Here is a 14,692-nt window from a genome sequence, read left to right on the forward strand (position 1 = left end):
CAAAAAATTTTAGGTTGACAATCACCATTCAAATACAGACAAATTTAAAAAACTCTACTAATGCTTTACTCCTTAATTTAAAAATGAAAAAAAATTTCCAATAACATTTTTTTATTGAACATTTAAAATATTTATTATAATTATATAATTAATAAAATAATGCTTCATAAGGAGGGATAAATGGAAAATACACTTTTTATATCAAAATTAATTGTGTTTATAATTCCTATTGCAATCTTTGCAACAGTAAATTTAATCTTGTACTTAGTGTTTTGATCTTATTTTTATAGAAAGACAAATGACTCTCTAATCAGCAAAACAGGTTTATCCAAAAATTTTGTTTATGCATCACGTAAAGAAAACCCTAAAATATATTTTTTCATTTATTGTTGAATATTATTATCGGTTTTAGTTATTCAAATTGCTCTTTTTATAGGTGGCTTAGTATCCTTTGCAAAAGGAAGATTTTTAAGTTTCACTTCTTTAACAGATGATTTAGCAATAGACACTTTTAGAAATGAAGGGTATAAATGACTAGGCATTTCTATTAGTGCAAATCTTGGTGTTGATTTAATTTTTATTTTTGCATCATACCTAACCAAATTAATCGCGAGATCTAAAACTGGCAATGTACATCCTAGGGTCGATAACGATGAATTGATAAACTACTCAGAATATTCAATTTTACCTAAAACTTCAAATCTTGAATTGGATCACAATTTAAGAAGAAGAAGAATTATAATCAAAAAATTACAAACTAGAGCAGAGAAAAACATACAAAGAATTATAGAATCAAAAGAAAATTTTAATTTAGAATTTAAAATTTATATTGAACTATCTCAATATGTAGTTTCTTTATGAGTTGCAACAGCTTTAATGAATAAGCAAATTAGAAATGAACTTATAAAAGCAAAGATGAAAATGATTCTATATAAAATTGAGAATTTTAGAAATTATCATCAAGATTTATCAGAAGCCAAAAGCATAAGCACTACAAGTTTTTAAGACTTTATAAATAGTGTAATAAATATTATTTTAATGAACTTTCAAAAAAGAAAGTTCATTTTTTTGTAAAAAATAATTTTAGTAAATATTTATATTTAAAAATTATTTAAACCATGATTAAAACAAACTATCTAATCAAGATCAAATTAAAGTGTCTTTCTTTTTCTACCCTTCACTATAATAAAAATTTGAGTATCTAGTCTCAAACATTTTTAAACTAGTAAATTAATTAAAATTTTATATTTTATTTCTCATTATGTTTTACATGCTTTACTAATTTACTGTCTTTTAAAACCTCAAAATTAAAATTAAATTTTGACTTTTTACAATTATTATTATTTCCGAAATAATTAAAGTATCATTTACGTTTAAATTGATTTTGATCTTATAAAAAAACTAAATTATTTTGAAATTATGAAATAGATAATTCACAGAATAATAATTTTTAAATTTGTGAAATAATATAATGTAAAATCGTTTATTTTCACATTATATTTTCTATAATTGAATCAACATTTTATAAGTTTATTTCCCCTAAAAAATAGTTAATAATTTTTGTGTATATGTAAGTAATTGTTAAATATTAATTTACTAATAGTTTTTTTTTAAAAATTTATGAATAATTATGGTAAATTATTTTAGGGAGATAAAACATAACAACATAAACGATATAAAATTACACAACATATCTCCCAGAACGAGGATAATATGAAAATTAAAAAGAAAACAATAATCTTAGGAGGATTAGCAACTACAGGTTTAGCAGTTGGTTTAATTACTCCAGTTATTGTTTCTCAAACTAGTAATACAAATGCACAAGAAAATGCATTTATTATAGATGTTAAAAAGGGTGTTGCCAATGTTTTTGAAAATTTTGGAAAACAAAATAGCAGTGAATCTGCAAAATCATTTTTTTCACTAAATACAAATGGTGAAAGTAGTGTTACGCTACCTGATTTAGATGCATCAACAATTTCAAAAATGCAATCAGTTGCAAATGAATTCATTGATAACTATCTAACTAATTTAGAAAATCATCAAGATGTTAAATCGGCTCTTGATAATTTCTTAAAAGATAAAAATATCGATATTTCACAATACGATACTTCAGGTGCAAATTTAACTAGCCAAGTTGCTGAAACTAGTGAAGAATTAGAATCTCACAAAAGTTATTATTCATCAAGCAATTATCAGACAGTTAGATCTATTGCTGCAGATTTTAATAAAAGTTACAAAACTTCATTAATTGTTGCTGGTGTTGCTGGTGCAACTGCAGCAGGTTTCTGAGCAGCATCATTCTGAACTTTTGGAGCAACCGTTCCTTGAGCTGTTGCAGCAACAACACAAGCTGCGACTTATACTGCACAAGGACTTATATTTCTAGGAGCAGAACAGTGAATTTTATCACAACCTTCATATGTTCTTGCTTCAACATTGTACTCTCTTAAAGAAGTATATAGCACTTTAAATCGATTCTATGATATTGTTAGCACCATTCGTAATGTAGTTTCTGCTGCTAAAATAATTAAAACAGTAACTTATGCAACTTCCTGAGCATCACCTGTTATTGCAATTGCTACGTTTATACTTGAAACATTATTAGATACTTATGGACAGTATTAATATTAATGTAAAGACAAATTTATTAAATAAAAAAGAAAATTTAGAAAAAGATATATTCTATAGATTGTCTGACCAATACCATCTAAATAAATTTTTAAAAACAAAATTTAGTTGGTTAATATATCTTCCAATTGTTGGAACATTTTTACTGATTTCGCTTTTTCAAAAACAAGTTCTAGTTAATCTCATAGATCGAAAACTTATATCAAAAGGAAAAACTAAGTTTATGATTTTTCTTTCATCACCATTTATTGTTTTTGCATTAATTACCATGATTCTTGCTTCTATTTTATTTTTGCATCCTGGTTTAAATATCTGAACAATAGAATCTAAAATATGGATTTTAATTTTTGTAGATTTATTTTTACTATTTTGATCATCAGTTACTAATAGAATAGTTATTCAGAACTTATCATCGATTTTAAATATCGATGAAACAATTGTTTTTCCTGATGATTTTAAACCTTATCGCAATAGTCAAATCATTGACAATGGTAATTATTTTAAAAATCTTTACAGATCTAGAAATAAAAGATTAAATAGATATTCACTAAGTGAAAATTTAAAAAGTATCCATGAAGTAGAAACAAATTCTGATTATAGAAAATCACTTTTTGCAGATAAAAAAGAATACAAGTTATGAGATGAAAATGAAGCTGCTTTAAGTAGATTTACTAAAAGCAATAAAAAGAAAGATTTATCAATTCCATTTTCATGATTTTTTAATTATTTTAGTTTTGTTGGAACACTTAATCAAAAAGCAATTAATGATAAAAAGATTTCACTATCAAAAAAACTAACTAATCTAATTTTGATAAATTGGACTTTTGATATTCTTGTAACTATTTCTCTATTTGTATTTTTATCAAGCATTTATACAGGATTTTCTTATCTTCAAAATTTATCTGGTGCATCTGATTTAAATAATACGGTATTAGTGTCAAATGATTTTGTCTATAATATAAATGATGTCATCTTGCATTGGGTTTACTTTCTTTTATTCGTTTTATCATTTTCAGCTGTGTCACTTTTTAGAAATATCATAGTAAAAAGTGTAGCAGTTAAATGATGCGAAAAAGAATATTTGAATGAAAAGTAAAATTTTTAACTTCAAATTTGATTTTAAAAACTCTGATTGTTTGAATATGTTTTGTGTTTTAATTAGTAAAATATATTAATTATGAAAAAAGATTTTTTATCAGCACCACCTCAAGATGACAAATATTTATTCTATAAAATGTCAGATCAATACCATTTATTAAGTTTTGCAGACACAAAATTTACTAAACTTATTTACATACCTTTAATAGGAACTATATTGTTTCTTTCACTGTTTAAAAGAATAGTGGTTGTAAACCTTGTTGACAGGGGTTTGAGATATAAATATGCAAGAGGGATGTCATTAAGATTATTAATTCACTGAATTTTATTTATCCCTATCACTATAGCAATCACTCTTCTTTTATTTATTTGACCAGTAACTAGATTTGAAATGCTATTCGAATGAAAACTCTTATACATATCGATACCCTTTTTAGTTGCTATTGTATCATCACCTTTTCTTGTTTTATATGTTGTCAAAAACATTGCAAAAATTTTAGAGGTTGACAAGAACATAAAGTTTGCAAGCGACTTCAAACCATATAGAAATAGTCAAATCTTAAATAATGAAAATTATTTTAAAATTCTTGCTAAATCTATAAATAAAAAACAAACAATGTACTTTTTAAGCGAAAGCCTAGAAAGTAAAAACGAAAATGAAGTAAGTGTGAACTATACATATTCTAAAGTAGATGATGTCATAGAAGTAACGCCATATATTGGTGGTCCACTTAATCCTCTTAGCTATGTAAAATATAAAACAAGTGGAAATCAGCAATTAGAAAAATCTTTAAATAAATCTTTTCCACTTTCTAATTTATTTAATTACTTTAACTTTTTATCTAATCTTAATCAAAAAGCGATAAATGATCAGATGATAAATTTATCTAAAAAAATAGTTAAATTAGTTACAATCAATTGAATAATTGATGTACTTATATCATTAGGTTTGTTTATCTTTTTGTCAAGCATATACACAAGTTTTTCATATTTACCAAGCATTACTAATACAACTGAAAATATTTCATTAGTATCCACAGGTGTTTTATATGAAGTTAAAAACATAATTTTACATTATGTGTATTGTTTAATTTTTGTTATATCATTTGCAGGTTTATCAATTGTTCGTAATTGATATGTTAAAACACTTGCAGTAAAATGATGCCAACAAGAATATCTAAGAAATTTTAAAAAGTAATAACATAAAAAATAGCCAGCTCAAAAGTTGGCTATTTTGTTTATTAAATAACTAATTATTCTCTATTTTAACACCATTGATTTACATGATTTTGTTTATATTAATAAACTGAAATATATTAAAATAATTTCATGAATAATAGAGATTTAGAAAATCAAAATAATTGACCATCAAATGTCTTTTATTTCAAAATATCAGACACATATCATTTAGTAAATTTTGCAAATATGAAATTTACAAAATTAATTTATGTTCCTGTTATAGGAACATTTTTGATTTTCCACTTATTTAAAAAAATAGTCTTAGCTAATTTAGCTGATCGATGAGTTAGATATAAAATCAGTCTTCGCTTTAACTTATCTGTTGGTGCTTTAATGGGTTTGCCAATACCTATATCAGGTGTAACTGCAACATTTCTATTTATTTTTGCATTGCTAAAAAAAGAGGATCCTTATTTAATAGATACCAAATTATTAATAACATTTTCACCGTTTTTAGCCAATCTTATTATTACACCAATAAACAATTACATTGTAATAAAAAATATTGATAAGATTTTAAGCGTAGATAAGAATATAACTTTCAACCACGATTTCATTCCTTACTACAATAGTAAAATAAATAACAACTTTAATTGATTAAAAAACCTTGAAAAAGTTTCGAATAAAAGAACAGGTAAGTATTTTTTTAGTGAAGAATTAAAAAGTATTAATCAAAAGGAAATCACAACAAATTATTTTAATTCAGAGTTAATTGATAGAATTGAACATTATACTATTTACCTTGGTAGATTTGTTAGTATCCCTATAAAAACTATTTATTACACTCGTAATCAAAATTACGAAAAATATTATAAAAAGAATCTTTTATTTTCTTGGCTATTTAATTACTTTACATTTATAGGATTAATTACACAAAAAGCAATTAATGATAAGATGCTTTTATTGTCAAAAAGACTAACTAAAATAATTATTTTAAATTGAGCTTTAGACATTTTATTTACTGTATCTTTATTAGTTTTTTTATGCTCTATTTTTTCAAGTTATTCATATTTAACTAGTTTGCAAAATCCTGAAAATGCAAAACTTGCTGTCTTTGTTTCTAGTGGTGCAAAGTATGAATTAGTTGGTGTAATTTTATATTTTGTATATGCCTTTATTTTTACTTTTGGTTACACCATAGTTTCTTTAATTAGAAATAGTTATGTAAAAAAATATGCAATTAGAATTGCTCAAAAAGCATATTTAAGAAACTATTCCCAAAACACAAATAAGTAAAAAAAGTTTAAAAAAGTCTGCAACCTAAGGCAGACTTTTTTATATCAATCAAAATTTTATTTCAAATTATGTTTAGTTCGATACTCGTTCAAAAACTTATCAAGTTCATAAATACGATTAATATATTCTTGATCATCAAAATATTTTACAGGTTGCACATTCACTCAAAGTACAACTAAATAATTGACAAAAATTTTATGTTGAATAATTTTTTCATAATCATATGAACCATAATTATCAAGCAAGATATCTTCTTCTTGATCAGTTAATTTTCCACTTTCAATAAAATAAGCTAAATCAAAATGTTTGTCACCTAGTGAAGCATATTCTCAATCAACAATTCAAATTTTTTGATCTTTATCAACGATTAAATTAAAAGGAAATAAATCATTATGTACTGGTGTAGTTGTATCCATGTTTCTTAAGATTAAATTTATTCTCTTAAAGTAAGCGTCGATCACATCGATTTTTAAGTTTTTTTCAGCAAGTTTTTTGCGATAAGTATTAACTCGATCACGGTGATTGAATTTAGGAAACTCTAATTTTGAATTATGAATTTGTGCCAGCATTTTTGCTAGTTTTTTTAAGTTTTCTTCACTCTTAGTAAATTCTTGACCCACAACAAAATCTCACCTAGTATAAGTAGATGTATTTTCTATCAATTTAGGTACAAAATCTAGTTCACCTAGGACTTGATAGTCAATGCGATGGTTAAGTGAATTATTAGTTTTAACTTGGTAAAAAGTGTTACCATCACGGTAAGAATTGTTCGTCATACCTTTATTAATTTTTTCCATATTTACCTCAATATCTATTAAATGATTAACTTTTATTTTGCTATAATTATATTAAATTATTTTTTTAAATAAAAGTAAGAATTTTGGAGTAATAAATGTCAGATAACAATTCATCATATAGTTCAAGCAATATTCAGGTGCTTGAAGGTTTAGAAGCCGTAAGAAAGAGACCTGGAATGTACATTGGAACAACCTCAAAAAAAGGACTACATCACTTAATTTGAGAAATCGTTGATAACTCAGTCGATGAAGCAATTGCAGGTCATGCTAAAAATATCACAATCACAATTGATCACGATAACTGAATTACAGTTGAAGATGATGGTCGTGGAATTCCTGTAGATATTCACCCTAAAACTAACTTATCAACTGTCGAAACTGTTTTAACAGTTTTACATGCGGGTGGAAAATTCGATAAAAATTCCTACAAGGTTTCAGGTGGTTTACACGGTGTTGGAGCCAGTGTTGTTAATGCCTTGAGTACTAATTTAAGTGCAACAGTTTATCGTAATAATAAGATTTATTACGTTGAATTTGTTGATGGTGGAAAAAACAGCGAACCTTTAAAAGTAGTAGGTGAATATGAAGGTGAAAGAAGTGGAACAATTATTAAGTTTCGCCCTGATTATTCAATCATGGAAAAAAATGATTTTGAACTATCAATCATTTTAGACCGTGCTAAACAACTTGCATATTTAAATCGTGGAATTACTGTTCAGGTAAATGATAATCGCATTAATGATTCAAGAACCTTCTTTTTTGAAGGTGGTATCGTTGATTTTATTAAAGAACTTAATAAATCAAAAAAACATCTTCATGAAGAAATTATTTATGCCGAAGGAAGTCACTCACAAGGTAGTGAATACGATGTTTATGTAGAAGTTGCCCTGCAATATACCGAAGGCTATACTTCAAATGTTGTTTCCTATGCAAACAACATTACTACTATTGAAGGTGGTACTCATGAACAAGGTTTTAATGATGCACTTTGAAGATTAATCAATAACTATGCCATGGAAAAAAATATCATTCGTAAGGAAAAAGAAGAAGAAAAATTCTCTCGTGATGATGTTAAAGAAGGTGCAAGTGCAATTATTTCAATCAAACATGCAGACCCGATTTTTGAAGGACAAACTAAAGGAAAACTAGGTAATAAAGATGCTCGTGTAGCAGTTAATAAAGTTTTTAGCGAAGTTTTTGAAAGATATTTAAATGAAAACCCTGCTCAAGCATTACTAATTGTCCAAAAAGTTATTTCAGCACGTAAAGCAAGAATTGCTTCTAACTCAGCACGTGATGCTGAGCGTAAAAAAGCAGTTTTTGATAATTCATCACTACCCGGAAAACTAGCAGATTGTTCAAGCAAAAACCCTGAAAGACGTGAATTGTACATAGTCGAAGGGAATTCAGCGGGCGGAAGTGCCAAAATGGGGCGTGACCGAGAAGTGCAGGCAATTTTACCACTAAGAGGTAAGGTTATTAACTCAGAAAAAAATGCGATCGATAAAGTTCTAGGTAACGAAGAAATTAGATCATTAATCGTTGCTTTTGGAACAGGAATTGGTGATAATTTCAATATCAATAAATTAAGATACCATAAAATTATTATCATGACCGATGCCGATGTCGATGGTGCTCACATTAGAACCTTATTATTAACATTCTTATACAGATATTTTAAACCTTTAATTGAATACGGTTTTGTCTACATTGCTCAACCTCCTTTATTCAAAATAACTCATGGTAAAACGCTAAAATACGCTTATACTGAAGAAGAAAAAAATCAATATCTTGCATCACTAGCACCAACAGTTAATGCAAGTATGCAACGTTATAAAGGGCTAGGGGAAATGAATCCTGAACAACTTTGAGAAACAACAATGGATCCTGCAGCGCGAGCAATGTATCAAGTACAAATTGATGATGCTGCTAAAGCAGACTGAACATTTACAACTTTAATGGGTGATGATGTCTTACCGCGCCGTGAATTTATTGAAGAAAATGCACGTTACGTTGTTGATTTAGATGTTTAAAAATTAATCTAATCAAATCTTAAACCAGCAGTTAATTCTGCTGGTTTTTTATTTTTAATGACTGTTAGAATCTTAAAACATGCCGTTTATCAGAAAATGTGGAAATTTTTGTGAAACAAAATCATTAAAACATAAATAAAGTGCTTTGAAAACCCGAATAAATCGCATTTTAATTATAATGCTCTAACCTGTCTTGCTCTTTTTGAAAATCTCAAAAACAGTTAAATATGGTTAAAAAATATGAAAGGTTTTAAATGACAACAAAAGTGTTTCTTTCTGAAGCAAGAGCACAACTACAACGTTTTGGTGGTTTTATAAGTGGTATGGTAATGCCGATTATTGGTATTTTTATTGCTTGAGGACTGCTGACTGCATTTTTTATCCCCACAGGATGAATTCCTAATGTTGACTTAAATAATTTAGTCGGGATTGGAATTAATTACCTAATTCCTATCTTAATAGGATTCATGGGTGGGCAAAAAATCTATCAACTACGTGGTGGTGTGATGGGTGCTTTAGTAACTATTTCAGCAATTGCTGCTGGACAAAGTAGTATTTTCGTAAATATTACAGGAGGTCAAGCACCAATGCTACTTGGTGCGATGATTTATGGACCTTTATCTGCTGCGATTTTAAAACATAGCGAGAAGTTTTGGATCCATAAAATTAAACCTGGTTTTGAAATGTTAATCAATAATTTCTACCTAGGAATTTTAGGCTTTTTACTAGCAGTTTTTGGCTTTTTTGTTGCTGCTTATGTAATTGGTTACATCATTTTTGCACTAGGTAAAATTGTGCAAGGAATGTCAAATTATTCGCTCTATCCTTTAGCAGCAATTATTGTTGAACCTGCTAAAGTGTTATTTTTAAACAACGCAATTAATCATGGTGTTTTCACACCGTTAGCAACTCAGGAAGTCTTAACAAGTGGTAAATCAATTCTTTACTTACTTGAATCAAACCCTGGTCCAGGGCTTGGAATTTTGCTTTTATATATTATTTTTGGAAATAATAAAAAAGTCAAAGGTGAAGCAGGTTCTGCTTCAATCATTCACTTTTTTGGTGGAATTCATGAGGTCTATTTTCCATTCGTACTAGTTAAACCAATGCTAATTATTGCTTTAATTTCAGCAGGTATTTTTGGAAATGGAATGTTTATGCTATTTAATGCAGGAGCAATTGCACCAGTTAGCCCCGGTTCAGTTATTGCTCAATATACACAAGTAGCTAAAGATGCTAATTCAGTTGCAGGTTTAACTATCGGAATGTTTGGTAGTGTAGTAGTTAGTTTTGGTGTAGGGCTTGTGATTTTTTGATTTGAAAAAATTGTGCGAAAAATTCGTAAGCAACACTATAAAGAAGAAATTAGTATCAGCGAAGCAAAACAAAAAGTTGCTGATATGAAAGCAAAAGGTAAAACTGAAATTAAACCTTCAGTAACTTCATTTAACATAAAAGAAGTCAAAACATTAACAATTGCTTGCGATGCAGGAATGGGTTCATCAGTTATGGGTACAGGAATATTGAAAAAATTACTCGCAACAAACGGCTTAAACGATATCAAGGTTGAACATAAATCAATTGCTGATGTCACTGGTAAAGAAGAATATATCATCACAGTTGATGCCCTTAAAGGTCGCGTGCTTAAAAAAACAGATTCTGAAAAAGTGACATCAATTAATAACTTGATTAATAAAAATGCTTATCAAGAAATTATTGATCGCATTAAAAGTGAAGATGGTAAAACTAAATCAAAAACCAAAATTATTGATTTAGTTGTCAATAAAATTGACAATGAAAGTGAAAAAATTTCAGCTATTCTTCAAGGTATTTTAATCGCTAATAATTTTAAAAATATTAATGTTCAATTAGTTTTAATTGAACAAGTAATTGCAAGTGATAACTTAATTATTACTACTTTTGATCTTAAAGATAAAGTTGTTGAAAAAATTAATAAAGATGATTTTGAAATAATCAATAACTTATCAGATACGGATTCACTATTAAAAATAGCTGAAAAGATGAAGGTGTAATTATGGATAAAAAAATTAAAGCACTTCATTTTGGTGCAGGCAATATTGGTAAAGCATTAATTGGTGAATTATATTTCAAAAATAATTTTGACTTTACATTAGTCGATAGCAATCAAGAAGTAATTTCTAAATTAAATAGTCAAAAAAAATATTTAATAAAATACCTTGACACTAATCAAATTTTCGAAATTACAAATTTTGATTCGCTTTGGTCTAATGAAAAAAGTGAACTAATTAAAAAGTTAAGAGCAGCTCATTTTATCTCGACTTCAATTGGGTCAAATAATTTAAAATATCTGCTTGAAATATTTGAACAAGCTTTTAAAAATTTTGAATTAGATCATGAAATCGCAATTATCTTTTTTGAAAATGGCTATCGTATTTCTTCAAAATTTAAAAGTTTAATTGAGACTAAATTTATTAATAATAAATTAGTCTTTATCGATACAGTTGTCGACAGAATTGTGCCTGTGCAAAATTCAAATGATAACTATCTTTTATGCGAATCATTTTATGAAATCACAATTGATAAAACTCAATATAAAAGTAGTTTAACCAAGATTAATTTTGTTGACTATAGCGATGATTTAGATTCATATATTAACCGCAAAATAATTTTAGTTAATGGTTCTCATACACTAGTTGGTTTACTAGGAAATAAACAATCTTTAAAGTATATTGATGAAACTTTGAAAGTAGAAGATAACTTAGTTTTACTTGATGAATTTCATAACCAAGCTATTGAATCATTATTAAAATCATTTCCTAAATTTAAAAAAGATGAGTTAAAAAATTATGCAAATATTTTTTTAAAAAGAATTAATGTTGCAGAATTATATGACACAAATAATCGTGTTATAAGAAATCCTATTACTAAAATTAGTCCAGGGGAGCGCTATCATTTAGCACTTGAACCTGCATTAAAATATAATCTTAATTATGACAAATTATTAATTCCTTTTAAGTTATTAATAGATCTTAATAATGAAGATGATTTACAATCAAAAGATCTAAATCAAGAAATCAAATTAAATGGTGCAGAAGCAACATTGTTAAAATATACACAACTACCCATTTCAGTAGTTAAACAAATTATAAATATTAAAAAGGTGTAAAATGATCAAATTAGAAAACATTAAAATTAATAAAAATTTCAAAGATAAATATGAAATTTTTAGAGTTGCTGAAGAAGATTTAATTAATCTAAATTCAGTTAAAAAAGGTTATCAACAAGCAATGATTAATCGTGATAAATCTGTTTCAGTTTCTCTTGGTAATTATTTATTTTTACCTCATGGTGAAGATGGTTCGCAAGATTTAATTCTTAAAAATGAGGTTTTAGTTTATCACTTAAAAGACGTAATTAGTATTGGTGATAACGAAATAAAAGTTGTTGTTGTACTTGCTTTAAAAGCATCAAATCAAATGGAATATATTGAAAAAATAGGCATTGCTTTTAGTGACATAGATGAAGTGGAAAAAGTCATGTTTGATGAGCAAGTTACAGCACAAAAAATCTTTGATTTTCTAACTCAAGAATAATTACAAAATTAATTTTTAATTTATACTTTCTCACTGATTGAGAAAGTATTTTTAAACAAATTTTTGTACATTTAAAAATACAAAAATTTTTAAAATTAAATGAGTATTTTTTTGCATCGTGATATTATTAATTTAATCATTTTTTAAGGAGGTTTTGTATGTTAAAGGATAATCTGTTTTTAGAGCAAAATAGCTTCTATTGATTTTTCTTTACATATATCCTCCCTTCATCAAATCAATAATTATTAATTACAAAATATATAAAACTTAAACTCGGATTTAACTTTAAATAGTTAAAGTTTTTGAGTTGATTGGATGAAGATTGAAAAAACCATTTAATAAAAGAATTTTTAATGCAATTCTTGGAGTTTCAGTAGGTGCACTAACTGTTGCAGGAATTGCTGCCGCATTTGCTTATAAAGACACAAACCCCCTAAAAAAGGTGTTTTTCAACTTTTCACAGTATGCTTCTGATTCAAATTTAGAGAAAATGCAAAAGCATTTCAACTATAGAACATATAGCGATGTTGAAGAATTTAAAGACCAACTTTTAGCATCAAAAATTGCTTCAGGAATTACTAGTTTATACACTGCTGCTTCTTTTATAAAAGAAGGCTTAATTCAGCCAATTGATTATGATGCTTTTTTTAATTTAGAAACACCAAGAGGTGCAAATTTTTATGATGATGATTGAGCGCAAAAAACTTTTACACCTGTAGTTTATCAGCAATTAAAGTCATATGATAAATATTTAAATAGTAATGAAAAATTAAAAAACAAATATCCTAATCAGCCACTACATTTTTGAAACTTTTTTGTGCCATATTATGCACAAGAAAAAATCTTTGCATATGACTGAAATGATCTAGATAAATCTAAATTAACTGATAAAGAAAAAGAAAATCTTGAGATCGATTTTGACACAAGATTAGCAGAAAAAAATCAAGACAATTCATTAGGTAATGTTATGCAAATTACTAACTCATTATTTAGTAATAATCAAATGATTGTTGTACACGATGAAATGAGAGATAACTATGCAATTGGTTCATCAAAATTTGTAAATCAAGAAGTCGAAAATTTTGACCCTGTTCTTAGTTTAAAAGATGACAAGTATCAAAAATATTTAGATCAATTTAGCACTGATATTTCAAACGCGACAAATAATTCAACCTTTGCAGATGTTGCGAAATTACAGATGTTACCTGATAGTGACATTGTTTTAAATAGCCTAATTAATCCCGATTTAAATGTCGGCGCATCAGTTATGTATAATGGTGATGCAATCGATGCTTTTTTTGCAAAAGATAATTTTCAAAAATATAAAGATGAAGAAAATAATATTGATATAACTCCTGTCAGAATTAAAAAATTAAAAACAGAAATTGTTTTAATCGACGGTTTAATTTTACCTTCATACTTAACTGAAAATGAAAAGAGAGATGTCTTAAAAACAACTCATGATGGTTTATATGATGGTTGATTTGTTGAAGATTATCAAACAATTCCTGATGAATTATATGGAACATATCAAAATAAAAATTCTAGTGAAACTTCACAAATGTATGATGATGAAAATAGTACATTTACTAAAGAAGGATTTAAAAATTACGACTTTGTAAATTTTAATCCTGTTACAAATTTAGCAAATAATTTAATTCTATATGGTTCTCCAGAAATACCTGAAGCCACAGAAGAAGGAATTGATTATTCATCAAATTATATGGCTTCATATTTAGAAGATTATTATCCTAACGGTGAAACTGCAAGTGAAGAAGAGCAAGCAATTTTTGCAAAATATTTAAACATTGCTTCTAATATAGGTAACATCGCTTACGCAACAAAAGTACCAACTTTCATTAATCCAATCAGCGATGTTTTAAGTGCTGCAGTAAAAATTTATTATGAAAATAAATTTAAAAACTAAGTTTTTTTAAATTAATTTCATTGCTAATTTAAAGATTGATTTTTAAAAAATCAAAGTAAATAAAAAAGAGCTTTTTTTGTAAAATTAAAGGCTTTTTTTGCATTTGTTCTATAATCACCACGAACAAAAATTAAAACAAAAGAAGGATATCAAAAA

General features: G+C 26.8%; 11 protein-coding genes. 10 read left to right on the forward strand and 1 reads right to left on the reverse strand.

Annotation, left to right across the window (positions count from 1 at the left end):
* Nucleotides 1-180 precede the first annotated feature (180 nt).
* The 5 genes from CJJ23_RS01520 (at nucleotide 181) to CJJ23_RS01545 (ending at nucleotide 6,204) form a co-directional block, all read left to right on the forward strand.
* A complete protein-coding gene (locus tag CJJ23_RS01520; protein WP_095334623.1) occupies nucleotides 181-1,005 on the forward strand; it encodes a hypothetical protein in 825 nt (274 codons plus the stop codon).
* A 708-nt stretch (nucleotides 1,006-1,713) separates the two neighbouring features.
* Entirely contained in the window at nucleotides 1,714-2,628 is a 915-nt protein-coding gene (locus CJJ23_RS01525) for a hypothetical protein (RefSeq protein ID WP_095334624.1), read from the forward strand.
* On the forward strand, nucleotides 2,615-3,727 hold the full coding sequence (locus CJJ23_RS01535; protein ID WP_180738001.1) for a hypothetical protein: 1,113 nt from the start codon (nucleotides 2,615-2,617) through the stop codon (nucleotides 3,725-3,727). The genes CJJ23_RS01525 and CJJ23_RS01535 overlap by 14 nt, the downstream gene beginning before the upstream one ends.
* Before the next feature lie 81 nt (nucleotides 3,728-3,808).
* The gene (locus CJJ23_RS01540; RefSeq protein WP_095334627.1) at nucleotides 3,809-4,927 is read left to right on the forward strand and encodes a hypothetical protein; all 1,119 of its coding nucleotides are present in this window, start codon (nucleotides 3,809-3,811) and stop codon (nucleotides 4,925-4,927) included.
* A 131-nt stretch (nucleotides 4,928-5,058) separates the two neighbouring features.
* Nucleotides 5,059-6,204, forward strand: a complete 1,146-nt coding sequence (locus tag CJJ23_RS01545; RefSeq protein WP_095334628.1) for a hypothetical protein — start codon at nucleotides 5,059-5,061, stop codon at nucleotides 6,202-6,204.
* A 56-nt stretch (nucleotides 6,205-6,260) separates the two neighbouring features.
* Here the strand turns inward: CJJ23_RS01545 and CJJ23_RS01550 are convergent, their stop codons facing one another.
* Complete coding sequence (locus CJJ23_RS01550; RefSeq protein ID WP_095334629.1) at nucleotides 6,261-7,001, reverse strand: phosphotransferase; 741 nt, start codon at nucleotides 6,999-7,001, stop codon at nucleotides 6,261-6,263.
* A 95-nt stretch (nucleotides 7,002-7,096) separates the two neighbouring features.
* Between CJJ23_RS01550 and gyrB the strand changes: the two genes are divergently transcribed.
* The 5 genes from gyrB (at nucleotide 7,097) to CJJ23_RS01575 (ending at nucleotide 14,536) form a co-directional block, all read left to right on the forward strand.
* The gene (gene gyrB, locus CJJ23_RS01555) at nucleotides 7,097-9,034 is read left to right on the forward strand and encodes a DNA topoisomerase (ATP-hydrolyzing) subunit B (protein WP_084231958.1); all 1,938 of its coding nucleotides are present in this window, start codon (nucleotides 7,097-7,099) and stop codon (nucleotides 9,032-9,034) included.
* Nucleotides 9,035-9,288: 254 nt separating this feature from the next.
* Nucleotides 9,289-11,067 carry a PTS mannitol transporter subunit IICB gene (locus CJJ23_RS01560; RefSeq protein ID WP_095334630.1) on the forward strand — a complete coding sequence of 593 codons (1,779 nt, stop codon included), beginning with the start codon at nucleotides 9,289-9,291 and terminating at the stop codon, nucleotides 11,065-11,067.
* A gap of 2 nt (nucleotides 11,068-11,069) precedes the next feature.
* Nucleotides 11,070-12,182: a mannitol-1-phosphate 5-dehydrogenase gene (locus CJJ23_RS01565; RefSeq protein ID WP_095334631.1), complete on the forward strand. Its 1,113-nt coding sequence runs from the start codon at nucleotides 11,070-11,072 to the stop codon at nucleotides 12,180-12,182.
* Between the two features lies 1 nt (nucleotide 12,183).
* On the forward strand, nucleotides 12,184-12,609 hold the full coding sequence (locus CJJ23_RS01570) for a PTS sugar transporter subunit IIA (protein ID WP_095334632.1): 426 nt from the start codon (nucleotides 12,184-12,186) through the stop codon (nucleotides 12,607-12,609).
* A 322-nt stretch (nucleotides 12,610-12,931) separates the two neighbouring features.
* Nucleotides 12,932-14,536 carry a hypothetical protein gene (locus CJJ23_RS01575; RefSeq protein WP_095334633.1) on the forward strand — a complete coding sequence of 535 codons (1,605 nt, stop codon included), beginning with the start codon at nucleotides 12,932-12,934 and terminating at the stop codon, nucleotides 14,534-14,536.
* The last annotated feature ends 156 nt before the right edge of the window (nucleotides 14,537-14,692 follow it).

The sequence above is a fragment of the Mycoplasmopsis agassizii genome, assembly GCF_002276225.1.
Taxonomy (GTDB): Bacteria; Bacillota_I; Bacilli_A; order Mycoplasmatales; family Metamycoplasmataceae; genus Mycoplasmopsis_B; species Mycoplasmopsis_B agassizii_A.